At 43.8% G+C, this 22,659-nt stretch carries 24 protein-coding genes, 1 tRNA gene, 1 other RNA gene and 1 other annotated feature; of the genes, 6 read left to right on the top strand and 20 right to left on the bottom strand.

Features of this window, described 5'->3' with window-relative positions; genetic code table 11:
• Positions 1 to 360: 360 nt before the first annotated feature.
• The 6 genes from H9649_RS17420 to ffs all read right to left on the bottom strand — a co-directional run bounded on the left by H9649_RS17420 (position 361) and on the right by ffs (position 4,079).
• Positions 361 to 624 (bottom strand): pro-sigmaK processing inhibitor BofA family protein, encoded by a 264-nt coding sequence (locus H9649_RS17420; protein ID WP_191696181.1) that lies wholly within the window; start codon positions 622 to 624, stop codon positions 361 to 363.
• A 91-nt stretch (positions 625 to 715) separates the two neighbouring features.
• The gene (locus H9649_RS17425; protein ID WP_191696182.1) at positions 716 to 934 is read right to left on the bottom strand and encodes a YaaL family protein; all 219 of its coding nucleotides are present in this window, start codon (positions 932 to 934) and stop codon (positions 716 to 718) included.
• Between the two features lie 12 nt (positions 935 to 946).
• Complete coding sequence (recR, locus tag H9649_RS17430; RefSeq protein WP_191696183.1) at positions 947 to 1,543, bottom strand: recombination mediator RecR; 597 nt, start codon at positions 1,541 to 1,543, stop codon at positions 947 to 949.
• An 11-nt stretch (positions 1,544 to 1,554) separates the two neighbouring features.
• Positions 1,555 to 1,875 carry a YbaB/EbfC family nucleoid-associated protein gene (locus H9649_RS17435; protein WP_191696184.1) on the bottom strand — a complete coding sequence of 107 codons (321 nt, stop codon included), beginning with the start codon at positions 1,873 to 1,875 and terminating at the stop codon, positions 1,555 to 1,557.
• Positions 1,876 to 1,899: 24 nt separating this feature from the next.
• Positions 1,900 to 3,663 carry a DNA polymerase III subunit gamma/tau gene (gene dnaX, locus H9649_RS17440; RefSeq protein ID WP_191696185.1) on the bottom strand — a complete coding sequence of 588 codons (1,764 nt, stop codon included), beginning with the start codon at positions 3,661 to 3,663 and terminating at the stop codon, positions 1,900 to 1,902.
• 149 nt (positions 3,664 to 3,812) lie between these two features.
• Positions 3,813 to 4,079: signal recognition particle sRNA large type (gene ffs, locus H9649_RS17445), an RNA gene on the bottom strand.
• Positions 4,080 to 4,284: 205 nt separating this feature from the next.
• Between ffs and H9649_RS17450 the strand changes: the two genes are divergently transcribed.
• Positions 4,285 to 4,377 (top strand) — tRNA-Ser (locus H9649_RS17450).
• 150 nt (positions 4,378 to 4,527) lie between these two features.
• Here the strand turns inward: H9649_RS17450 and thrB are convergent.
• From thrB to H9649_RS17465, 3 genes are read right to left on the bottom strand one after another with little or no spacing between them, the layout of a single operon-like run.
• The gene (thrB, locus tag H9649_RS17455; protein WP_191696186.1) at positions 4,528 to 5,421 is read right to left on the bottom strand and encodes a homoserine kinase; all 894 of its coding nucleotides are present in this window, start codon (positions 5,419 to 5,421) and stop codon (positions 4,528 to 4,530) included.
• On the bottom strand, positions 5,421 to 6,479 hold the full coding sequence (thrC, locus tag H9649_RS17460; RefSeq protein ID WP_191696187.1) for a threonine synthase: 1,059 nt from the start codon (positions 6,477 to 6,479) through the stop codon (positions 5,421 to 5,423). The genes thrB and thrC overlap by 1 nt, the downstream gene beginning before the upstream one ends.
• Complete coding sequence (locus tag H9649_RS17465) at positions 6,476 to 7,774, bottom strand: homoserine dehydrogenase (RefSeq protein WP_191696188.1); 1,299 nt, start codon at positions 7,772 to 7,774, stop codon at positions 6,476 to 6,478. The genes thrC and H9649_RS17465 overlap by 4 nt, the downstream gene beginning before the upstream one ends.
• A 155-nt stretch (positions 7,775 to 7,929) precedes the next feature.
• Here H9649_RS17465 and H9649_RS17470 point away from each other — a divergent pair, with 155 nt between their 5' ends.
• On the top strand, positions 7,930 to 9,297 hold the full coding sequence (locus H9649_RS17470; RefSeq protein WP_191696200.1) for an aspartate kinase: 1,368 nt from the start codon (positions 7,930 to 7,932) through the stop codon (positions 9,295 to 9,297).
• 32 nt (positions 9,298 to 9,329) lie between these two features.
• On the opposite strand, the gene H9649_RS17475 is transcribed toward H9649_RS17470, so the two are convergent.
• From H9649_RS17475 to H9649_RS17485, 3 genes are all read right to left on the bottom strand, one after another.
• A complete protein-coding gene (locus H9649_RS17475; RefSeq protein ID WP_404828792.1) occupies positions 9,330 to 9,905 on the bottom strand; it encodes a hypothetical protein in 576 nt (191 codons plus the stop codon).
• A 218-nt stretch (positions 9,906 to 10,123) separates the two neighbouring features.
• Positions 10,124 to 10,792 (bottom strand): deoxynucleoside kinase, encoded by a 669-nt coding sequence (locus H9649_RS17480; RefSeq protein ID WP_191696189.1) that lies wholly within the window; start codon positions 10,790 to 10,792, stop codon positions 10,124 to 10,126.
• Positions 10,789 to 11,424: a deoxynucleoside kinase gene (locus tag H9649_RS17485; protein ID WP_191696190.1), complete on the bottom strand. Its 636-nt coding sequence runs from the start codon at positions 11,422 to 11,424 to the stop codon at positions 10,789 to 10,791. Before H9649_RS17485 ends, H9649_RS17480 begins: the two co-directional genes overlap by 4 nt.
• Before the next feature lie 122 nt (positions 11,425 to 11,546).
• Here H9649_RS17485 and tadA point away from each other — a divergent pair, with 122 nt between their 5' ends.
• Entirely contained in the window at positions 11,547 to 12,047 is a 501-nt protein-coding gene (gene tadA / locus H9649_RS17490; RefSeq protein ID WP_191696191.1) for a tRNA adenosine(34) deaminase TadA, read from the top strand.
• Positions 12,048 to 12,090: 43 nt separating this feature from the next.
• Here tadA and serS read toward each other — a convergent pair whose 3' ends face one another.
• Complete coding sequence (gene serS, locus H9649_RS17495; protein ID WP_191696192.1) at positions 12,091 to 13,365, bottom strand: serine--tRNA ligase; 1,275 nt, start codon at positions 13,363 to 13,365, stop codon at positions 12,091 to 12,093.
• A 68-nt stretch (positions 13,366 to 13,433) separates the two neighbouring features.
• Positions 13,434 to 13,646: a binding site (T-box leader), on the bottom strand.
• Between the two features lie 187 nt (positions 13,647 to 13,833).
• On the bottom strand, positions 13,834 to 14,172 hold the full coding sequence (locus H9649_RS17500) for an ASCH domain-containing protein (RefSeq protein WP_404828791.1): 339 nt from the start codon (positions 14,170 to 14,172) through the stop codon (positions 13,834 to 13,836).
• Between the two features lie 157 nt (positions 14,173 to 14,329).
• Here H9649_RS17500 and H9649_RS17505 point away from each other — a divergent pair, with 157 nt between their 5' ends.
• The gene (locus tag H9649_RS17505; RefSeq protein ID WP_191696193.1) at positions 14,330 to 14,821 is read left to right on the top strand and encodes a DUF2798 domain-containing protein; all 492 of its coding nucleotides are present in this window, start codon (positions 14,330 to 14,332) and stop codon (positions 14,819 to 14,821) included.
• Positions 14,822 to 15,074: 253 nt separating this feature from the next.
• On the opposite strand, the gene H9649_RS17510 is transcribed toward H9649_RS17505, so the two are convergent.
• The 4 genes from H9649_RS17510 to pdxS form a co-directional block, all read right to left on the bottom strand.
• Positions 15,075 to 15,272 carry a tyrosine-type recombinase/integrase gene (locus H9649_RS17510; RefSeq protein ID WP_191696203.1) on the bottom strand — a complete coding sequence of 66 codons (198 nt, stop codon included), beginning with the start codon at positions 15,270 to 15,272 and terminating at the stop codon, positions 15,075 to 15,077.
• Between the two features lie 6 nt (positions 15,273 to 15,278).
• Positions 15,279 to 15,863 (bottom strand): NUDIX hydrolase, encoded by a 585-nt coding sequence (locus tag H9649_RS17515; protein ID WP_191696194.1) that lies wholly within the window; start codon positions 15,861 to 15,863, stop codon positions 15,279 to 15,281.
• Between the two features lie 52 nt (positions 15,864 to 15,915).
• Complete coding sequence (locus H9649_RS17520) at positions 15,916 to 16,260, bottom strand: DUF4288 domain-containing protein (protein WP_191696195.1); 345 nt, start codon at positions 16,258 to 16,260, stop codon at positions 15,916 to 15,918.
• A gap of 132 nt (positions 16,261 to 16,392) precedes the next feature.
• Positions 16,393 to 17,238, bottom strand: coding sequence for a pyridoxal 5'-phosphate synthase lyase subunit PdxS (gene pdxS, locus H9649_RS17525; RefSeq protein WP_191696196.1), 846 nt, complete (start codon positions 17,236 to 17,238; stop codon positions 16,393 to 16,395).
• A 100-nt stretch (positions 17,239 to 17,338) separates the two neighbouring features.
• On the opposite strand from pdxS, the gene pdxR reads away from it, so the two are divergent.
• Complete coding sequence (gene pdxR, locus H9649_RS17530; RefSeq protein ID WP_191696197.1) at positions 17,339 to 18,742, top strand: MocR-like pyridoxine biosynthesis transcription factor PdxR; 1,404 nt, start codon at positions 17,339 to 17,341, stop codon at positions 18,740 to 18,742.
• A gap of 42 nt (positions 18,743 to 18,784) precedes the next feature.
• Here pdxR and H9649_RS17535 read toward each other — a convergent pair whose 3' ends face one another.
• Together H9649_RS17535 and guaB are read right to left on the bottom strand one after the other, a co-directional pair.
• On the bottom strand, positions 18,785 to 20,080 hold the full coding sequence (locus tag H9649_RS17535; RefSeq protein ID WP_404828793.1) for a serine hydrolase: 1,296 nt from the start codon (positions 20,078 to 20,080) through the stop codon (positions 18,785 to 18,787).
• A 193-nt stretch (positions 20,081 to 20,273) separates the two neighbouring features.
• Positions 20,274 to 21,740 (bottom strand): IMP dehydrogenase, encoded by a 1,467-nt coding sequence (gene guaB / locus H9649_RS17540; protein WP_191696198.1) that lies wholly within the window; start codon positions 21,738 to 21,740, stop codon positions 20,274 to 20,276.
• Between the two features lie 490 nt (positions 21,741 to 22,230).
• Here guaB and H9649_RS17545 point away from each other — a divergent pair, with 490 nt between their 5' ends.
• Positions 22,231 to 22,467 carry a hypothetical protein gene (locus H9649_RS17545; RefSeq protein ID WP_191696199.1) on the top strand — a complete coding sequence of 79 codons (237 nt, stop codon included), beginning with the start codon at positions 22,231 to 22,233 and terminating at the stop codon, positions 22,465 to 22,467.
• Positions 22,468 to 22,659 lie beyond the last annotated feature (192 nt).

The following is a 22,659-nucleotide window of genomic DNA, read 5'->3' on the forward strand; positions in this document are numbered from 1 at the left end:
CTGTTCAGTTTTCAAGGTTCATTGTGTTACTATGTTGGCCGCTTCGTTCAGAAGCAACTTTTATATAATACCACTTTAGCATTCTGTTTGTCAACAACTTTTCTAAAAAAGTTTTTCACTCATTTTTTAAGTTGTTTTCGTTTACCAGAAGTGCAACGTTATATAATATAACATCTGGTCTTTTTAATTGCAACCTTTTTGTTAAATTTCTTTTTCCTTCTATTATAGCGAGCGCTTGTCCACTTGTTTGCAAGATTGATTTCGCGGCTGATATGTTGTTGGCAACATCGCTATGAACCAATCAGCCGTGAAGTCATTATCTCTAATAGCGAATTCTTTTCTCTACTATAGATGAGAGTCTTATAAGAAAAACGCGAATGCAAACAATGCTGCAAAGCCCGGGATACCCAAAATTGCTAACATAAATCCTGATGCAATGTTGACAGGGAAGTAAATCCCCACAAATCCTCCAGCTATATTCAAGATAAACAGAGCTAGAAATGCAAATGCTAATCTGAACCAGAATATCGACAGCTTCTCCGTCAATTTTCCAATTTGTTTTTTATCCATCATTAATAGAAGGAGAAGAACGACTCCTATACTTGCGACTCCGATAATTTTCATGGAAAGCGCTCCTTTCGACTAGTAGTCCACTCTATGCGCTTCCCTGAACAATTATCACGTGCTTAACGTTGTCGATGAAATCAAAAGCCGTTTAATCCTGTTCAACCCGCAGATCACGTTCTTTTGCTTCTTTGAATAAATGAAAATACTTGCTCTCCGCTATTTTGCGCTGGACAAGTATTTCTTCATCATACTCATTTACATACTTTTCGATTCCTCTTGCCCGCTCCCATTCACTTTTCGTTTCAAGTAGCAGATTCAGTAATCGTTCATCAAATTCTTTCTTTAACTTTCTGTTTCGGCCAAACATGGACGTTTCCCCCTATAATTCCCTGCGTCCTTCGAGTGCTTTGGATAACGTCACTTCATCGGCATATTCCAGATCTCCACCAACTGGAAGACCATGCGCAATCCTTGTCGTTGTAATGCCTGACGGTTTTACAAGTCTAGAAATGTACATTGCTGTAGCTTCCCCTTCAATTGTAGGGTTTGTCGCGAGAATCAGTTCTTCAACTTCCTCATCTTGCAATCGAGTTAACAAGGAGGGTACGTTAATATCTTCAGGGCCAATGCCGTCCATCGGCGAAATTGAACCATGCAACACATGATAAAGACCTTTATAATCCCGCATTTTCTCCATAGCGATAACGTCTTTCGGATCTTGGACAACACAGATCATTGAACGGTCACGTGATGTGTCCTGACAAATATGGCAAGGGTCGATATCTGTAATATGGCCGCAAACAGAACAAAAACGCAGATTCCTTTTCGCGTCAACTAACGCCTTCGCAAAATCAAGAACAGTGTCTTCTTTCATACTTAACACAAAAAACGCCAGACGGCCCGCTGTTTTCGGGCCGATGCCTGGCAATTTCATAAAACTATCAATTAGTTTTGATATTGGTTCAGGATAGTGCATAGTTTTTCCTCCTAGAACATTCCAGGCAGGTTCAATCCTTTCGTGAATTGCCCCATTGTGGAGTTCGATAGTTCTTCAGCTGCTGCCATTGCTTCATTTGTAGCGATTACGACTAGATCTTGTAACATTTCAACATCTTCAGGATCTACGACTGTCGGATCAATAACCACTTCAAGCACTTGTTTCTGCCCAGAAACGATTACTTTCACCATGCCACCACCCGCTGATCCTTCTAGACGCTTTTCACCTAGTTCTTCCTGAGCTTCTGCCATTTGTTTTTGCATTTTCTGCATTTGCTTCATCATACCTTGCATATTTCCCATACCGCGCATTGTGAGTTCCTCCTCAAATTTGGTTTAATCATCATGTACTGTTATGAAGTCCTTGCCAAACATTTTTTCCGCTTCCGCAACAATTGGATCAGTATTTTGCTCTTCGGCTTCTTGCATGAAGTTCGGTATTTCTTCCACCGCGTCTTCGTTTCCACCGCCTGCTGTATCCGTTTCATCGTCTGGTTGCTTCGTCAAATCATTATTGCGAATGAATTCCTCTCTCACTTTCAGCCAACCATCCTCCGGTACATAGACAACATCGTAGGACTTTCCAGTTTTAGATAGTAACGCATCTGAAAGGCCGGATCGAAGTGAAGGATTTTCTGATGCCATAAGGCAATGGATTTCATATTTGAATTTTAACACAAAAGCACTGTCAGATGCCGCCACAGGTTCCGTTTCTTCCAGAAGCGCGGAATGAGACCTCTGCATTGTATGCATCATGCCCGCCCACTCTTCCCGGATCACTTGAATATCCTGACGTGTAGCGCCTTTTAACACTTCGTTAATCTTGCCGGTCGGTATACGGAAAGACTGTGATGTTTTCGAACTGTTTTTCTTAGGCGGTGCAGCCGCTCCGGCCTCTTCTGAAGGACGGACTCCGTTTGTTATTTGTTGTTGCAGTTCACTTATGAGTCGCTCAAGACTTTCCACTTTCTGCGATAGATGTGGATCTGGTGCGTGACTTGAAGTCGCCACAGGTCCTTCATAGTGAATCATCTTAAGTAGAGCGGATTCAACGTACACCTTCGCATGATTGGAAAATCGCATTTCCTGTTGCGTTTTCGATAGTATATCAATGTATGTATAGAGCGTCTCAGGTTCAAACGCACTTGACATTGATACAAAACGCTCTTCGTTAGATACAAGTTCAAGTAGATTTGATAAGTCCGGTGCTGTCCTTAATAAAAGCAGATCCCTAAAGAAGGTGATTAAATCCTCCGCTAATCTCGAAACATCTTTCCCTTCAATAATTAGCTGGTCTAACAACATCAATGCAGCCGCCGCATCTTTAGAAAGCAATGCCTCAGCCAACTGGTAGAAGATATCTTCACCGATTGAACCTGTCACAAGCAACGCGGCTTCAGCCGTCAGTCGGTCTCCACTGAACGACACGACCTGATCTAACATGCTGAGTGCATCACGCATACCGCCTGAAGCAGCCTGAGCTATGACTTTTAATGCTGCTTCATCAGCTTCCACGCCTGCGTCTGACACAACTTGCTTCATCCGGTCGACAATCTCAGCAGACGTAATCGGTTTAAAATCGAAGCGTTGACAGCGGGAAATGATTGTCAGCGGCAGTTTATGAGGCTCAGTCGTCGCTAAGATGAACACAGCGTGCGGAGGCGGTTCTTCCAATGTTTTAAGCAACGCGTTAAAAGCCGAGTTCGATAACATATGTACCTCATCAATGATGTACACTTTAAAGCGCGCATTGGAAGGGGCGAATCGCACTTTCTCGATAATGTCCCGAATTTCCTCAACGCGCGAATTGGAAGCAGCGTCAAATTCAATTACATCTGTGTTCGAACCTTCTGTGATACTGAGGCAAGTTGGACATTCATTACACGGTTCTTTCGCTGGTGCCTGCTCGCAATTCAAGGCTTTTGCAAATACTTTCGCAGCACTCGTCTTCCCTGTTCCCCGCGGACCGGAAAACAGATACGCGTGAGAGGTCTTACTGTGGAGAAGAGCGTTCTGCAATGTCTGTTTGACGTGTTTCTGACCCGACATCTCACCAAAGGACTGCGGTCGATATACCCGGTAAAAAGCTTGATATACCACGATTCCCCCTCCTTTCCATTTCGAATAGTAGTCCTTATATTATACCATACATAAGTGAAATAAAGTGCCTTAGACATTTAACAACATACGTTTTTCTGTATAAAAAAAACCGCCCAATGAATGGACGGATTAGACTTGCTTATGTAATGCCGTGCACCTTCCTTCGACTGCCGCACATAAGCGTTACTCTTGTCGACAGCTCAGCCTAGGCTGCCCCGCGGCACATGAGAAATACCACTTAATGCTGCTTCCTTCCGGACCTGACATGGTTCATGGGTTCCCATTGCGCAGGACCCAGACGTCAACACTACGTGCAAAAGGCAGACCCTACATGCGGACAGCCTCAGGAAAGGGATTCAGTCTTGCTAGAGCGGATTGCAAGCTACAGGGCACCGCTACCTCCCCACCTAGCACGGCTCTTTTAGTATACTCATTTATAACAGCGAAATCAACACATCCCTTTCGATTAGTTTTGTTTCTTACGAGAGTTGTTTCATCAAACGCCTATTTAAAGGTCTTAAGACAGTTGCTTCATGTAAATCAGAATAAATTCTAAAATAAATTTCATAATAATAGTTGACGCCATCTTTAAATCGTGTTAAATTATTATTTGTTCAACACGGAGGAATACCCAAGCCCGGCTGAAGGGATCGGTCTTGAAAACCGACAGGGGTGTTAAAGCCCGCGGGGGTTCGAATCCCTCTTCCTCCGCCATATTTTTATCGCGCATAAGTTGGAAATGAAATTTGTGACACCGTTATGAATTTCACCTGAAACAATAAATCGCCCGACCGGCTTTCCGGTCGGGTTTTTTCATGCGTTTTTATAAAAAAGGATCCCGCCCTAGCGGAATCCCGTTGTAGTTCACTCTATCCTTGCCCCTGCTCCCGCAGGTTGTAACGCAAGCGCCTCGTAATACGGGAACTGTTGCAGTAACTTCCGCGCCACTTCCTGTTCCTCGCCATCCTTCACCGCCACAAACAAAGAAGGGCCTGCCCCACTAATCGTCATTCCGAATGCACCAAGCGAACGACAGTACATACGGATTTCATCAAATGAAGGGAATAAGGACTTCCGGTACCTTTCATGGAATACATCTAACTCCATCATTCGTCCCGCAAGCTCCCAATCACCTGTTGCGATAGCCGTCGTCAATACATTAGCTGACGCACTTCCTGACGCTGCTTGGGCATGTGTCAGATCTGCGGGCAACAAGCCCCTGGACTCTGTTGTTTTCAATGCTTCAGGTGGAACAAGAATGACTACACCGATCTCAGGTTTCGGCAATTGAATGACTTCCATCGAATCCCCCGCGAAATATGTCACCGTCACTCCTCCAAGCAACGTAGCCGTGACATTATCCGAATGCCCTTCCAATTCACTGCCGATACGCGCCTTTTCAACGGGCGTGAATGTCATACTAAGAAGCTTCTCCGCGATGACAATGCCAGCCGCAATTGCGGTCGCACTGCTGCCCAGACCTTTTCCGAGAGGTATATCCGATTCAACGTGAAGTAAGTGACTTTCCACTTCTCTGTAGTATCGGCGTGCCACTTCCTTAACAGTTTGTACAATGAGATTGTCTTCCCCTGTCGTTAGTTCTGCATATTCTTCCCCGGTATAATTCACACGCCAAGCATCAGCGCGCGTAACTGTCACACGCATATGTAAAGCAAGCGCCATTCCAACACTGTCGTATCCAGGGCCAAGGTTTGCTGTCGTCGCAGGAACGACAACTGTAAACATCGGCGCCGCCATCAGTTGTCGCCTGCCTTCAATTCACTTAAAAACGTCTGGAACTCTTCTGTCGTCAAGAAAGGCTTACCTTCGTTGACTTGAATCGCCGTTTCAGGATCTTTTAGGCCATTCCCTGTGAGGACACCGACAATCGTCGTTCCTTGTTCAATCAACCCTGCATCCAATTGCTTCTTGATGCCCGCAATCGTTGCGCACGACGCTGGTTCCGCAAATATGCCGTCTGTTGCAGCGAGGAGACTGTAGGCTTCCAGAATCTCTTCATCTGTTGCAGATAGAATCGTCCCCTGTGACTCTTCCAGTGCAGCCGTCGCCAAATGCCAACTCGCAGGATTGCCGATGCGGATTGCTGTTGCAATTGTTTCCGGTTCTTCAAATACACGGTCATAAACAATCGGTGCCGCGCCGTCCGCTTGAACACCTAATAACTTCGGCGTGCCGGAGCCTTTTTTCGCATCATATTCCGTGAACCCTTTCCAAGCGGCGGAAATATTTCCTGCATTCCCTACAGGTAACGCAAAGATGTCCGGAACTTTCCCTAATTGCTCAATCGTCTCGAACGCGATTGTCTTCTGTCCTTCCAGACGATACGGGTTCACCGAGTTGACGAGGGCAATCTTACCTTCTCCGACTTCGCGTACCATGCGAAGCGCCTCATCGAAATTGCCTTCAATCGCGACAATTTCAGCGCCATACATTTTAGCTTGCGCTAACTTACCAAGTGCAATCCGCCCTTCCGGGATGACAACGATTGTACGCATCCCTGCGCGTGCACCATACGCTGCTGCTGAAGCAGATGTATTGCCCGTCGATGCACAAATGAGTGCGGTTTTACCTTCCTCTTTCGCTTTAGCGACTGCCATCACCATGCCGCGATCCTTAAAAGAGCCTGTCGGGTTTGTCCCTTCTGTTTTGACATACAAGTTAATGCCCCATTGTTCGGATAGGTTTTTCAAATGGATAAGCGGTGTGTTTCCTTCTTGTAATGTGAGTTCTGGTGTTTCATCCGTCACCGGCAACCATTCTTTGTATTCTTCGATTAATCCATTCCATCTTCTCATCTATTTTCGCCCTCCACTCGGTAATAACTGATCACTTTATTCACTTCTGGTGCGTGTTGCAAGTCTTGCATAATGTCTTGATGTTGTTGCCTTGAAATATGATGGGTAATCATAATTAGATCGACTCCAACATTTTGTTTTCCTTCTGGTTGGACGACCGTTGCTATGCTTGCACCATGTCTGCTGTAGATAGCTGATAAGTTTGTCAGCACGCCGACTTGATCTTTAATTGAAATACGGTGGAAATAGCGTCCGATGATTTGGCTGTCGTTTTTCACTTCACACGTAAATTGTGGCGCGTGAACCCGCTTGCCATTGACACCGAGCAGCAAGTTTCGACAAGCGGCAATGACATCTCCTGTGACGCTCGTCGCTGTTGGCAATGAACCCGCCCCCGGCCCGTAGAACATCGTCTCACCGACCGCATCTCCATATACATACACTGCGTTGAATTCGTTATTGACGGAAGCAAGCGGATGGGAGTTCTGGATGAAAACCGGTTCCACAGCTACTTCAATGCCGTCTTCGTCCTTTTTAGCGGAGCCCGCCATTTTAACGGTGTAGCCGAAATGCTCAGCAAGTTCCAAGTCCCCGTCCTGAATAACATCCATCCCCCTGACGAACACATCATCCATATGGACTTCCGTGGAAAACGCAAGGGAAGCGAGAATGACCATTTTCCGTGCCGCATCGATGCCGTCCACATCCGCAGAAGGATCTGATTCGGCGAATCCTAGCTCTGTTGCCTCCGCTAACGCTTCTTCATACGTTTTCTTCTCAAGTTTCATCTTCGTGAGGATGAAGTTCGTCGTGCCGTTCACGATACCGGTTAAGGCACGGATCCTGTCGGAAGCAAGCCCGTCTTCAAGTGTACGGATGAGCGGAATGCCGCCACCGACACTTGCTTCATAGAATAGATCACATTTATTTTCATCAGCTAATTTCAATAGTTCGAAGCCCGATTCAGCCATGACATCCTTATTAGCTGTTACGACGCCCTTACCTGCGCGCAAAGCTCGTTCAATTGCCTGTTTCGCTTCTGTCGTTCCTCCCATCACTTCGACGATCAGATCGATTGAGGGATCATCGATGATTGCATCATAATCCGTTGTGAATGTCTCCGGTGCTAATGCAGTATCTCTTTTTTTCGTTGTATCTTTCACGAGCACTTTTTTTATTTTAACGGGAACGCCCAATTTATAACTCAAATCATCTTGGTGGTCATGCAGAATAGTTGCAACACCGCCACCTACGACACCAAAACCTAGCAAACCGATAGTGATTTCATTTTTCATTGACGATTCTCCTCGCTCTATGTACACTATAAAAATACATTCGTTCTTTCCATAAAGACATTATAGAGAAATAAACTTTCAATAACAACCCCTTTTATGGTAAAGTTCAATATATCATGCAATTGCCATTTTACTAAGGATTGGATTTGATGAATATGATAGTGTGCAAATTCGGCGGCACTTCCGTTGCCTCTGCCGAACAAATTCGAAAAGTAGTCGATATCGTCACTTCTGATAAAGACCGTAAAATTGTTGTGGTATCAGCTCCCGGTAAACGATTCTCTGAAGATACGAAAGTGACCGATCTGCTTATTCGCCTGGCGAACAAGGCTCTTGCGAATGAAAATACTGAAATTGAATTATCCGATGTTGTCGAACGCTTCCGCAGTATTGCGCAAGACCTCGGAATGGACGGCACGATAGCAGATGAAATTGAACTTGATTTGCGAGACCGTCTCGCTAAGGATAAAGAAGATACGCTACTCTATATGGACAAATTAAAAGCAGCGGGTGAAGATAATAATGCAAAAATGATTGCGTCCTATTTCCAATTCATCGGCATGGAAGCCCAGTACGTGAGCCCGAAAGAAGGCGGTTTGCTTGTTAGTGACAGGCCGGAACGTGTGCGTGCATTGCCTGAAGGTGACGTGCTTCTGGCAAAACTTCGTGATTTACCCGGCATCATCGTCTTCCCAGGATTTTTCGGTTATACAAATGACGGAACGATTCGCACATTCAACCGCGGTGGCTCTGATATAACAGGGTCGATCATTGCAGCAGCAACGGAAGCGGATCTGTATGAAAACTTTACGGATGTAGATTCTGTGTTCGCCGCAAACCCGACAATCATTGAAAACCCGGTTGCCATCGACAAAATGACATATCGGGAAATGCGGGAATTGGCTTATGCCGGATTCTCCGTGTTTCATGATGAAGCCCTTATACCGGCATTCCGAAAATCCATTCCTGTCAGCATCAAAAATACAAATAATCCAGATGCACCCGGCACTTTGATTGTCCGAGAACGGGACTATAACGAACAGCAAGTGATCGGAATCGCTGCAGACAGCGGATTTACAACGATCTATGTCGATAAATACCTCATGAACTTGGAAATTGGTTTTGGGCGCAGACTTCTTCAAATCTTTGAAGAAGAGGAGATTTCCTATGAACATACGCCGTCAGGCATCGACAATCTATCCATCATCATCCGCACGCGTTATTTGCCTGAGGATAAAGAGCAAAAAATTGTTGAACGGATTCACAAGGAACTGGAGCCGGATGCCGTCATCGTCGAGCACGATTACTCCATGATCGTCCTTGTTGGGGAAGGTATGCAATATACGACAGGCCTTGCAGCGCGTGCAGCGAGTGCTATTGCTAGAACCGGTAGTAATATCGACATGATCAATCAAGGCTCTTCAGAAGTGAGTTTAGTATTTGGTGTGAAAAAACAGGACGAAACAAAGATTCTGAAAGAGTTATATAAAGAGTTTTTCGTAGAATCATTTGTACAATTATAAAAACAAGGGGCACATTATAGTGTGCCCCTTGTTTATTTTGGTATAAACATGTATGGAAATTGCTTAAATATACCTTCCGATATCATATCTGCCATCATCAAAGCTTCCGCTTCTATTCGGTCAAATACTTGGACTTCCAACGCATAATTGCCTTGTATCATACATATAGCTTCGAACTTCGTTAAGGCCAAGTGGGAATAAAACATTCTCCGAAATTCTTCTTTATCAATATATGGATTAATGGCGTGGAGAAATTCAGCAATTTCGTCTGCATTCCTATACCACTCTGCCTCTTTTTCCTCCACCTTCTTTGTCTCTCCATTAACAGCGGCAGTTACTAGATCGGCAGCAATCGTTAGATGCTCCGATATGAGCTTGCTATAAGCGTCTGCAATTTCATCCCCATAATACGGTCGAAGAGCATCTCCCATATCGGTTGCATTGCGTAATAGTCGTGCGAGGACAAATTCCAAATCAGGAAGTTTAAAGACGATGGCAGTAATGGCCATCCGTGTCCATGTGACATGCTGTTGCCATAGAAGTCTGTTCTTATTCCATAATTCAACCTGCGCTGCACTGTAACAATTAACGGGTTGCATAAGTTGCATATGCACTAACGGCCACATCTGACCGTTTCCGTAAAAAGGATTCACTCCATCACTCCAACATTCATACTTAGGTCAGTACACTATATTCAATTTGAACCCAAATGGTGAAAAGGTCTGAACCCAACACTGGGTTCAGACCTTAGTTTACTTATAGAATATATGTGCCTGACGTTTCGTGTAAGACTATATACAAAGTAGCAATTGGAAAGTGATTACAGTTATTTCTTCAAAGCCGCCGACAGATTCAGCATATTGCCAATCCGTTCTACAATTGATTCGACTTCTTCGGGATTTGCTTTTAAATCGTAATCCGTAATGTCGATCCGCAAGACAGGGCATGAATTGAATGAATCGATCCATTCCACGTATCTGTGATGCAGCTCTTCCCAGTACGCAAGTGGTGTATCCTGTTCCATTTGTCGTCCGCGCTCCTGAATCCGCGCTAGAATCGTATCAAACGGTCCGTCCAAATAGACGAGCAGATCGGGATGCGGGAAATACGGCGTCATGACCATCGCATCGAACAGCTTTGTATATGTATCGTAATCGACAGGATCCATCGTCCCTTTGTCTTTATGCATTTTCGCAAATATCCCCGTATCTTCGTAGATTGAACGGTCTTGTATAAAGCCGCCGCCATATTCAAAAATACGCTTCTGTTCTTTGAATCGTTCTGCCAGGAAATAGATTTGCAAATGGAAACTCCATTGCTCGAAGTTATCATAGAAACGGTCTAAATACGGATTTTCATCGACATTCTCAAGAGATGTACGGAACTCCAATGCTTGTGCCAATGCATTCGTCATCGTCGACTTCCCTGCACCAACTGTTCCAGCTATCGTAATGACGGCATTGTTCGGAATGCCATATTTTTCTCGTAAATTCATTGTTTTGCCCCTTTTCGTATCGCTTCATCGACTTTGGCTAATAGTAGCTGCAAGTCCTTTTCGTCATTCACAAAATCGATGTCATCCCCATTGACATGGATGACGGGAATTTCCGGATGAGCCGCTTCAAAGTTCGTGATGAACAACTCATAGTCCTCAGACAGCTGTTGCAAGTATGCAGGATCGATTTTCTTTTCAAAATCACGTCCCCGTAATGCGATCCGTTTCATGAGCGTTTCTAGAGATGCGTTCAGATAAACGACCATATTCGGTACAGGCATGTCCCTTGTCAGAATCCCATAGATTTCTTCATACTTTACATATTCTTCTGCAGGAAGCGTCCTTTTTGCGAAAATCAAATTTTTAAAAATGTGATAATCTGCGACAACAGGCTGCTTTTCATGTAAAAACTTCTTTTGGATATCGCTTAGTTGTTTGTAGCGGTTACAGAGGAAATACATTTCCGTCTGAAAGCTCCATTCCGCGATGTCATCATAAAATTTATTAAGAAATGGATTTTCATCCACGATTTCACGTAACTGATGGAACTGCTGCGATTCTGCAATCGCTTTTGAGAGAGTTGTTTTCCCGACACCAATTGGACCCTCAACCGTAATGAACGGAACAGACATAAAAAACGCTCCTTTAATTCGTCAATTTCTGCACTTCATTTTACCATAGTGGAAAGACGAAACATAGACCATAGCACAGTCGTATTTAACAATGGTACACTATTCTCAAGGAGCGATTATATATGAATGAACTAACAATAGACCACCACTTCATGCGGTTGGCCATAGAGGAAGCAAAAAAAGCGGAGGTGCTCGGTGAAGTACCGATTGGTGCCGTTATCGTGAAGGCCGGCGAGGTCATTGCACGAACGCATAATTTACGGGAAACTTCCCAAAATGCGGTGACGCACGCAGAATTGACCGCTATACAGGACGCTTGTGAAGCGGTTGGCAGCTGGCGGTTGGAGGAGACGACGTTATATGTGACACTCGAACCTTGCCCCATGTGCGCAGGCGCGATTTTACAGTCCCGGATACCGCGCGTTGTCTACGCGGCACGCGATCCAAAAGGCGGCTGTGTCGATTCGCTGTACAGACTATTGAATGATCCTAGATTTAATCACGAATGTGAGATCACGGAAGGTGTACTTGCTGAGGAATGCGGCACGATGCTTTCGGGGTTTTTTCGGGCATTGCGGGATAAGAAAAAAGCACAAAAAAAGGCGATGCGAGAAGTTGAGTAACCTTCTGCATCGCCTTTTTCTATAGCTCAATCAGCTCAAAAGCTTACTTGATAACTTCTCTGCCACCCATATATGGACGTAATACTTCTGGAATGATGACAGATCCATCTTCCTGCTGGTAATTTTCAAGGATCGCGGCAACTGTACGGCCGACTGCTAGACCACTTCCGTTTAATGTATGCACGAATTCAGGCTTTGCACCCGGCTCGCGGCGGAAACGGATAGATGCACGTCTCGCCTGGAAATCTTCAAAGTTTGAACAAGAAGAGATTTCACGGTACGTACCTTGTGTCGGAATCCATACTTCAAGGTCATATTTCTTCGCAGCTGTGAAGCCAAGGTCCGCTGTACACATTTTAAGGGCACGGTATGGCAAGCCAAGTAACTGCAATACTTTTTCCGCATGACCTGTCAGCTTCTCCAACTCATCATAAGAATCTTCCGGCTTCACGAAGCGGACAAGCTCGACTTTATTGAACTGATGCTGGCGAATTAATCCACGTGTATCACGTCCCGCAGAACCTGCTTCTGAACGGAAGTTTGTGCTGTATGCTGTAAAGGCTACAGGCAATTGAGCGCCATCCAAAATTTCATCGCGGAAGAAGTTCGTTACAGGCACTTCAGACGTCGGGATCAGGAAATAATCCTCTTCTTCAACCAGGAATGCATCTTCTTCGAATTTCGGCAATTGGCCAGTTCCAGTTAAGCTCGTGCGGTTGACTAAGTACGGCGGCAGCACTTCTTCATAGCCATGTTCGTCAACATGAAGATCCATCATGAAGCTGATCAAAGCGCGCTCCAAGCGAGACCCTAGGCCGCGGTAAAATACGAAACGGCTTCCCGCCACTTTCGCTGCTCGTTCAAAATCAAGCAACTTCAAATCGGTCCCGATTTCCCAATGGGGTTTCGGTTCAAATGCAAATTCAGGCTTCTCGCCCCATGTACGGATTTCCACGTTGTCGTCTTCACTGTCGCCGACAGGAACACTTTCGTGAGGAATATTTGGGATACGCATGACGATATAGTTTAAATCTTCTTCAACTTGGTGCAATTGCTCATCCAGCGCTTTGATCTCATCGCCGACTTCACGCATACGAGCGATAACGTCATCTGCATTTTCCTTATTGCGCTTCATTTCCGCCACTTTTTGTGACACTTCGTTACGTTCCGCCTTCAGCACTTCCACTTTTGCGATTAATTCTCTCCGTTTGTCATCCAGACCGACGAATTTATCCAAATCCGTCAAATCTTCTCCGCGTTTCGCAAGCTTTTCTTTCACACCATCGAAATCTGCACGTAACTTTTTAATATCCAACATCGTTTTTTCCTCCCCTAATGGTAGTTGACGACGATTTGAAGACACAAAAAAAGCCCTCCATCCCCTATAATAGGGACGAGAACTACCCGCGTTGCCACCCAAATTGACCAGCAAATACGCTAATCCACTCGTTGAAATAACGGTTCAATGTCCGGCTGGGCTTACTATTCGTTCAACCCGGCTACTCAGGGACGGATTCACAAGTGTTTTTACCAGCTTTCACCACCCGCCGGCTCTCTAAGAAAAACATACTCGCTACTGCTTCCCATCATCGTCTGATGTATTAAATTATCATTACTGTACTACATACGGATCTTTTTAGCAACAATATAACAGCGTTTGTGAAACCTTGCAATAAAACCTGTACGATCATTTTTAATTTTATTGTTCGAAAAGAGAGATAGCAACTGCTACTTCTCCAATTTTTCTTATACAATAAACGCCATCTTTAACTTAATAAGTTACACTTTAATACTCAATAAAAATTGCTAATGTTCCCCATTTCTTTTCTTGCTCAGGGGTGTATATTTTATATGTCCCATCTATCGTTTCTTTTATTGTCCAGCCTTCACAATCAAAATCTTTAAGAGGAATGTCATTGTACATAGCTTCAAAAGTATCATAACTTTTAAGATCTACTACTTGTACTATTAGAATTTCATCTTGTTGGGGGACCTTTATAAATTCTATTGAATCTCCAACTCTGATACTCCTTCTCTTTTCATCATTCAATCGGACTTCTACTATCTTTTTACCTTCTTTAATGGCTTTAAAGTATTCGCCATACAATCCCATCTGATGTATCACTTAACAAAACCTCACAAACCTGGAAATTACACATTATAGTCTTAATATTCAGCGATCAAATGGTTTTCTTCTACATTAAAATGTCACAAAACCGTCACTTACGAAGAACTTGTCAAAAATATATACTGACTTAAGTTACAGAAAGGAGTGTTGACGTATGCCAACTACTAGAAGAGAAAGTCTCTATTTCGGTTTAATAATGTGTTTTGGAATGGTGTTTTTTATGACGCTTTATAATTTTTACCTTAATGATACATTTGGACAAATTTCTTTCATGGGGGGAATAACCGATTTTTTTATAGGGTTTATGGTTGCAATAATTCTTGACTTGTACCTTGTAGGTCCTATAGCTAAAAAAATCGCTTTCAGATTAACAGCTAATACAACAAATGTAGTTTATAAGGTACTAACAATTTCTACATGTATGGTTACAGGAATGGCTTTTTTCATGTCCATTTATGGTTTAGGAATAAACTATTTTCACAATGGTTTTTATTCCAACTCTATTATCACAGAATATCTTTCCGTGTTTAGTAAAAACTTTATTGTAGCATTACCTTTGCAAATCATTATTATGGGACCAATAGTACGTTTTATTTTCACTAAATATATAAAAAACACTCAAACTAACTTAGTAACAAAGCACTGAGAACAGTACATTTTAAGTAGCCATTGAGATTTATTCTCTGATGGTTACTTTTTTAATTTACGGGAAAAACTAATCCCTCTCTACTGCACATTTTTCGTCAAATATGTAATAAAATCTTTACTTATTTTATTTCGTAAAATGGTCCGTTTGCGGCATACCGCTTTTTAACAAACCAATAACTTTCCAATTCAAGTATATCATTTCCCTCTTTAAATTTCATGACTCTTCCGCTTATTTTTTAAAAGATCCCCTATTAAAAGTACCGGTTATACAGATCATATCTTAGCTTTCCACTGAGGTGGGCATAAATCCTTGTAGTTTCGCTTTTTTCATGTCCGAGTAAACTTTGGATTACTTTCAGGGGTGCTCCGTTGTTTACCATATGCGTTGCGTAGCTATGACGCAATTGGTGTGGATGGATTGCCTTTCTGATTACTGTTCGGCTTGAAATACATTATTACTTTTCACGTTCCAACATCTCTGCGACTTTGTTAAAATAATCTGTTTCATGTGGAACAAAATCATTCAATGTTGCTTCACCTTGTACACCGTCCATGAGGTTTGTACATAGGACACGATAGCGTTCATTTTGGAATAATGCTTTCAAATCATTAATTAATACTGTATAAATCCCTTCTACTTCTTCTTTTTGCAAAGAAAAATCGGTTGGTGAGAAGGTTGATTGATAAAGGAATACATTCGTGAATTCCTTGTCAATAAATCCGGGAAGTCTAATAACATCTCTAACGACACCCGCCTTCAACAACTTAGCAGAATCCACTGTTATTCCCAGCTCTTCCTCAACTTCACGGATACCATCCATCACTTTTTCAGAAGCAAGCAAATGTCCAGCTGCAGTAATGTCATATAACCCCGGGAAATCCTTTTTTGCGTAGCTCCTCTTTTGAATATAGACATTTGTTTCATCGACAAGCCAACAATGGAACGTTTCATGCCACAAGCCTTTTTCATGGACCATATCCCTTGTTTCCTCACCTATATATCGATAGTCTTCATCAAACACTTTCAATCGTTCGGTCATAGAAGTTCCCCCATTTTTTTGTGTTCCTTGGAATACCAATCCAACTTCTGATTCATTTATCCAATGAAAACTCCTGAATCACTTCCTCCGCTGTCGTACCTATTTCCACAAGGATATATCGGCTGTACACTTCTTTGAAATCCACGTCGCCTTCTATATTGTCGACTAATTCATAACAATCCAAGACCGCTACGAATCGCCATGTCGTCATGCCGCCTGCAGCATTTTCATACGTCAGTTCTTCATATTGATCGATGACCTTTTTCATCGCCTCGTCTTTCCCGTCCGCTCTGACTAAAACAATTACTTCCTCAAACACCTCTTCATCCCCGTACCGGCTCGTGTCTTCAGATTTGATCGATTGCAATAAATACTTTACCGAAAATAGATTGTGCATGCTCCTCTCCCTCCCCATTTGTTACTCTCTTTACGTCTGCTTTGGAAAAAAGATTCAAAGAAGGCCAGAGCGATAGTTCATCGCACTGACCTTTCTAATAATAGGTTGCATCTATTTTAGTTTAATCAAACCTTACACTCCACGGCCAGCCATTAATTCACTTTCCGCCAATTTGCTGATTTCCAAGCCTTTCATAGGTGTACCTATATCCTTTGACAGATCGGCGATCAGCGGATAATTCTTGAAGTCTTCTGTCGCCATGACAATTGCCCGCGCAAAACGTTCCGGATTGTCCGACTTGAAAATGCCTGATCCGACAAAGACACCATCTGCCCCAAGTTCCATCATGAGTGACGCATCCGCAGGAGTTGCCACGCCGCCTGCTGCATAGTTTGTGACCGGCAGACGCTTCGCTTCACGGATTGCAAGAAGTATTTCATAAGGAGCCCCTAAATCACGGGCTTCCACCATCAGTTCATCATTGCTCATATGGATGATCTTATTCACTTGCGCATTGACCATACGAAGATGTCGTACGGCTTCTACAATATTACCTGTGCCCGGCTCGCCTTTTGTGCGCAACATTTTCGCACCCTCGCCTAACCGACGTGCTGCTTCCCCCAAATTACGCGCTCCGCAGACGAATGGAACTTGATAGTCACTTTTTAATAAATGAAACTCTTCATCCGCCGGTGTGAGCACTTCGCTTTCGTCGATGTAGTCGACCCCCATCGATTCCAACACACGCGCTTCTGATATATGACCAATCCGTACTTTTGCCATAACCGGAATGGAAACCGCCTTTTGCACTTCTTCTATGATACGAGGATCTGCCATCCTTGCCACTCCACCTGCTGCCCGGATATCGGACGGAACACGCTCGAGTGCCATAACCGCGATTGCACCTGCCGCTTCCGCTATTTTTGCCTGCTCTGCATTAATGACGTCCATAATGACGCCGCCATATTTAAATTCCATTTTACCTTCCCCCTTTTCTTATTATTAAGTATACTAATGTATGACCATATGAAAACAACCAGATTACAACTATTCGAAGTGGTCAGTTGGAGGTTAAAGTATGGAAATGCTGCTAATTGAGTTAAATAAACAAACTGATGTCCCCTTATATGAGCAAATTTACGAGCAAATCCGAGAAGGTATAACAGAAGGGAAATTGCCTGTCGGAGAAAAGCTGCCGTCAAAAAGAAAGCTTGGGGAATTCCTTGACGTGAGTCAGACGACAATCGAGTTATCATATGGACAGCTAGTCGCAGAGGGGTTTATTACGTCGAAGCCGCGCAGGGGATATTTTGTACAGGAAATTGGTGAGTTGGCTTACGTGCAGCCTGTTGAATCTGTCTCTGTACATGCCCAAAAACCGCTGGCACAACTAGAAATCGACTTTTCCCCTGGTAAAATCGATACGGCTTATTTTCCTTTTACCCAATGGCGCAAATTTGCGAAAGATGTGATTGATGAATCAGCGCAGCATCTTTTATTGCTCGGGCATCCGCACGGCGATCTTGAACTACGTCAGGAAATCGCGAAGTACTTATATCATTCGCGGGGAGTCGATTGCACCGCGGACCAGATCATTGTTGGTTCCGGTACTGAACAGCTTATGCCGCTGCTCATCCGGCTACTAGGTCCTGAAGCCACTTACGCTATCGAAGATCCCGGTTACCCACTGACGCACCACGTTTTCTACCATAATAACCGGGAAGCGATACCCATCGCGGTTGATGAGGAAGGAATGGACGTACAGGCGCTGCAACAATCGGCTGCAACAGTTGCTTACGTAACTCCGTCTCATCAGTTCCCTACCGGTACAGTGCTCTCTGCGGGACGCAGGACTGCTTTGTTGAACTGGGCCTCGTCCCATGAAAATCATTTCATCATCGAAGACGATTATGACAGCGAATTCCGTTATACGGGACGGCCGATTCCGTCTCTCCAGGGAATGGATAAAGCAGGAAATGTCATCTATATTAGTACGTTTTCAAAATCACTTATGCCTTCACTACGGATTGCGTATATGGTACTTCCGCAAGTGTTGCTTGAAAGTTACGCGAAGGCGTTCATCCATTATTCTTCCACCGTCCCAAGGCTCGATCAGCATACAATCGCTCGATTCATGGCAGACGGGCATTTCTCGAGGCATTTAAACCGAATGCGGAAAGTGTACAAACGGAAATTGCAGTTGCTGACGGACTCACTCCAGCAGTATGCACCGCACGTCACCTATTCTGGGGATGAAGCGGGTATGCATATCATCATTAATGTCCATACAAAAATGAACGAAGATGCATTGACGGCAACAGCATCCGCAAAAGGCATCCGTGTCTATGGATTAAATGCCTACCGGACAGCTTCAAGAAGTGAACATCCTTCATTCCTAATTGGGTTTGGAGGGCTTGCAGATACAGAGATTGCCATTGCTGTTGACCGACTTATGGAAGTCTGGCATATAAGCAAGCATTGAAAAAAGGTAATGGCTCCTGTTAAGGGTCCATTACCTTTTTAATCAATCGAACAAGCCTTTGATGAATCCAGTCGCTCCATCCCAGATGCCAACGAAGAAATCACCGATTGCACTCATAGTAAGTGAGAACCAGCCTGCTTTCTCCACATCTTCTGTTACGACAACATCCATGCCAAGGTCTTTTGAGTCAACGTAGCCATAGTCTTCGCCTTCTTTTTTGACGACTTTTACATGCCCAATGACTGTTCCTTTTTTAACAGGTGCTTCAATGGCACCGTCTTTTACGTACTTTTCATCCAACACGAGCTGAGGTTCGTACAAATCTTTCTCGCTCGATTTAATCATTGAACGAATCGGTTCCTTCACTTCTATGGAAACCGTCTTTTCTTTCCCTTTATTCACGTTCAATGTTTTCTGATCTTTAAACTTATAGCCCGCAGGAAGCAATTCTTGTTCTGAAAACTGGCTGAAGCCGTAATCGAACAATGCGCGTGTAGCATCGAAACGTGCTTTATATGACCCTTTTCCATTTGCATCTACTGCTTTCATGACAACCGCGATAACACGCTTGTCACCACGTTTTGCAGTACCTGTAAAACAATGTCCTGCAAAGTCAGTCGTACCTGTTTTCAAACCGTCTACGCCTTCATATGCATATACGAAACCTGGTAACATGAAGTTCCAGTTATCCATCTTTATGGCATCTGATGTACCTTCACGGAAAACTTTTGTTTTAATTTTCGTTGTTTCCAATACTTCGGGATAGTCTTTCATCAAATGAAAGGCAAGACGTGCCACTGATTTGGCAGGCATAACGTTTTCGTCCTTCTCACCTGTCCCTTGTGGATGCATCCCATGCAAGTATTCATTATTCAACCCAGTTGAATTGACGAATTTATAATCTTTTAAGCCAAGCTCTTTCGCCTTATCATCCATTAATTTCAAGAACTCAGTTTCAGTCCCTGCAATCGTTTCTGCAATAGCAATTGTTGCAGCATTTGCAGAATAAATTGCGAGGGCTTCATACAGCTCAAGAATTGTATACGTACCGTCTCTGCGAAGTGGTACGTTACTTAATCGACGATCTTGTGAAACCGCATATGTATAATCCGTTACACTGTATTCCTGATCCCAGCTGATTTTGCCTTCTTCAATCGCTTCAAACAGAATATATTCTGTCATCATCTTTGACATACTTGCAATGCCGAGTGGTGTATCTGCATTTTCTTCATATAGAATCTTACCGCTGTCCGCGTCAATTAGGATGGCACCATCCACATGGATACCTAAAGTTGAATCTGCTTGTACAGGTGCTGAATCGATCGTCATCATTAGCATAAATGGCAAGATCAATAAGGCAACCCATTTATTCATTTTACGTTTCACCAAACTACCTCCGTCATTGCTTTATTCCACTTCATATTTTAGCACAAGAAGCGACCTAGTAGGGCTAGAGATTAAAAAAACACCTTTCCGCTCATATACTGACGGACGGAAAGGTGCTGAAGTTGCATTTACCTATGTTTATTCATTAAGAAATAGAGTAATTTGGCGCTTCTTTTGTAATATGCACCTGGTGTGGATGGCTTTCGCGCAAACCTGCACCTGTCATACGGATAAATTGTGCTTTTTCACGCAAATCTTCAAGATCTTTTGTTCCACAGTAGCCCATGCCTGCACGAATCCCTCCGACTAGCTGATGGATTGAATCCGATAGAGGACCTTTATACGGCATACGACCTTCAATACCTTCAGGCACTAGCTTCTTCGCATCTTCCTGGAAGTAACGGTCTTTTGAACCATGCTCCATCGCGCCTACAGAACCCATTCCACGGTACACTTTGAAACGTCTGCCTTGATAGATTTCGGTATCTCCAGGGCTTTCAGTCGTCCCTGCAAGCAGACTGCCTAGCATGACAACATGTCCGCCTGCAGCAAGTGCTTTGACAATATCACCTGAGTATTTAATGCCACCATCTGCAATGATTGTCTTGCCGTGTTTACGGGCTTCTGACGCACATTCATAGACAGCTGTGATTTGTGGCACACCAACACCTGCAACAACACGTGTCGTACAGATTGAACCAGGGCCTATGCCGACTTTAACAACATCTGCTCCTGCTTCATATAATGCTGCCGTCGCTTCCGCTGTCGCAACGTTACCAGCAACGATATCAAGTTCTGGATACTCTTTACGAATCTGCGCAACCGTGTCTAGCACTCCTTTTGAGTGTCCATGAGCCGTATCGATCACAATAACATCCACTTCAGCAGAGACAAGTTTCTCGACGCGTACCATTGTATCCGAAGTGACACCAACTGCAGCTCCTACTAATAGACGGCCTTGCTTATCTTTCGCTGCATTTGGAAATTCAATCACTTTCTCAATATCTTTAATTGTAATTAACCCTTTAAGGATTCCTTGCTCATCCACAATCGGAAGCTTTTCAATTTTGTACTTCTGTAAAATCTTCTCAGCATCTTCAAGTGTTGTCCCGACAGCTGCTGTCACAAGGTTTTCCTTAGTCATCACTTCATTGATAATCATTGAATAATCCTGAATGAAACGAAGATCTCGGTTCGTCAAAATACCTACAAGCTTGCGCTCATCCATATTGTTAACAATCGGAACACCAGAAATACGGTATTTTCCCATAAGATGCTCTGCATCAAAAACTTGATGTTCAGGCGTAAGGAAAAACGGATTCGTGATGACCCCATTCTCAGAACGTTTAACTGTAACGACCTGCTCAGCCTGCTCTTCAATGCTCATGTTCTTATGGATGACACCAAGACCGCCTTGGCGCGCCATAGAGATCGCCATTTTTGATTCAGTGACTGTATCCATGCCTGCACTGATGATTGGAATGTTCAATGTAATCTTATCCGTCAAGTTCACAGAAAGTGACACATCTTTCGGCAATACTTCTGATGCACCTGGCACTAACAAAACATCGTCAAATGTTAGTCCTTCGCGCGTAAATTTAGATTCCCACATTGCAATTCCTCCTATTAGAAACGTTATCTAGATGTGAATATTATTAAAAGGTTATCAGTGGCAATTAGACGTGTCAAGGAAGGGTTAATAAGAAAAAGAATTCCTATTATTCACTGAATGATTACATCAGTAAACGATCACTTTTTAACAAAGGAAAACGATAAATAGTTTTTTCAATAGAAGTCATCTCACTCACAAAACCTACGCACTTTTTCATCTTGTACATCTTCACACTTGTTATAAACAATATATATTTTTTATCCCTTGTCATCATTTCCTCATATTGCTCTTGTTAATCAACATTAGTGGAATTAGATGAGCGCTAGAACTTAAGGAGGACAACTAGCTGGCGGTGGTGGTGGAAATGGGATGTTGAAGATCTTTTATGAGCGCGGGAGGCGATGGTTTGAGCGGTGGACGCATGGGATTGAGCGCGGGAGGCCTTGGTTTGAGCGCGAGATGCATGGGATTGAGCGCGGGAGGCATGGGATTGAGCGTGGGAGGCGATGGATTGAGCGGTCGATGCATGGGATTGGGCGCGGGAGGCGTCGTTATGAGCTCAGAAGGTGACTTTACGGGCGCGAAAGTTGTCTTTACGAGCGCAGAAAGTGTTTATACGGGCGCGCTAGAAGAGTTTACAGGCGCACGAAGGTGTTTTACGAGCGCCACACTATCACTCTCTCGAAAAACACAAATTACAAAAAGCACTTCGCGCGAGTGGGATTGATTTGAACACCATCATCTATCCGCGATTATCCAGTTTCGTGGCACAACTTCCATGTGCCTAACCTTCCTATATCGCGCCAACTGCCTTTGACCAATTCCGCACTTGCAAACTAATTAAACGCACAAAAAAACCATTCCCCATGGGGAATGGCCTTTGCCCGGCGACGTCCTACTCTCACAGGGGGAATCCCCC

The organism is Sporosarcina quadrami, from assembly GCF_014836615.1.
GTDB lineage: Bacteria > Bacillota > Bacilli > Bacillales_A > Planococcaceae > Sporosarcina > Sporosarcina quadrami.

Coding starts and splice junctions, on each gene's coding strand:
- H9649_RS17420 (WP_191696181.1), bottom strand. CDS start 624: ATGAAAATTATCGGAGTCGCAAGTATAGGAGTCGTTCTTCTCCTTCTA.
- H9649_RS17425 (WP_191696182.1), bottom strand. CDS start 934: ATGTTTGGCCGAAACAGAAAGTTAAAGAAAGAATTTGATGAACGATTA.
- recR (WP_191696183.1), bottom strand. CDS start 1,543: ATGCACTATCCTGAACCAATATCAAAACTAATTGATAGTTTTATGAAA.
- H9649_RS17435 (WP_191696184.1), bottom strand. CDS start 1,875: ATGCGCGGTATGGGAAATATGCAAGGTATGATGAAGCAAATGCAGAAA.
- thrB (WP_191696186.1), bottom strand. CDS start 5,421: ATGGCGGCGCCGATGTTTACAGTTGTCGTTCCTGCGACGACAGCAAAC.
- thrC (WP_191696187.1), bottom strand. CDS start 6,479: ATGAGAAGATGGAATGGATTAATCGAAGAATACAAAGAATGGTTGCCG.
- H9649_RS17465 (WP_191696188.1), bottom strand. CDS start 7,774: ATGAAAAATGAAATCACTATCGGTTTGCTAGGTTTTGGTGTCGTAGGT.
- H9649_RS17470 (WP_191696200.1), top strand. CDS start 7,930: ATGATAGTGTGCAAATTCGGCGGCACTTCCGTTGCCTCTGCCGAACAA.
- H9649_RS17475 (WP_404828792.1), bottom strand. CDS start 9,905: ATGCAACTTATGCAACCCGTTAATTGTTACAGTGCAGCGCAGGTTGAA.
- H9649_RS17480 (WP_191696189.1), bottom strand. CDS start 10,792: ATGAATTTACGAGAAAAATATGGCATTCCGAACAATGCCGTCATTACG.
- H9649_RS17485 (WP_191696190.1), bottom strand. CDS start 11,424: ATGTCTGTTCCGTTCATTACGGTTGAGGGTCCAATTGGTGTCGGGAAA.
- tadA (WP_191696191.1), top strand. CDS start 11,547: ATGAATGAACTAACAATAGACCACCACTTCATGCGGTTGGCCATAGAG.
- serS (WP_191696192.1), bottom strand. CDS start 13,365: ATGTTGGATATTAAAAAGTTACGTGCAGATTTCGATGGTGTGAAAGAA.
- H9649_RS17505 (WP_191696193.1), top strand. CDS start 14,330: ATGCCAACTACTAGAAGAGAAAGTCTCTATTTCGGTTTAATAATGTGT.
- H9649_RS17515 (WP_191696194.1), bottom strand. CDS start 15,863: ATGACCGAACGATTGAAAGTGTTTGATGAAGACTATCGATATATAGGT.
- H9649_RS17520 (WP_191696195.1), bottom strand. CDS start 16,260: ATGCACAATCTATTTTCGGTAAAGTATTTATTGCAATCGATCAAATCT.
- pdxS (WP_191696196.1), bottom strand. CDS start 17,238: ATGGAATTTAAATATGGCGGCGTCATTATGGACGTCATTAATGCAGAG.
- pdxR (WP_191696197.1), top strand. CDS start 17,339: ATGGAAATGCTGCTAATTGAGTTAAATAAACAAACTGATGTCCCCTTA.
- H9649_RS17535 (WP_404828793.1), bottom strand. CDS start 20,080: ATGCTAATGATGACGATCGATTCAGCACCTGTACAAGCAGATTCAACT.
- guaB (WP_191696198.1), bottom strand. CDS start 21,740: ATGTGGGAATCTAAATTTACGCGCGAAGGACTAACATTTGACGATGTT.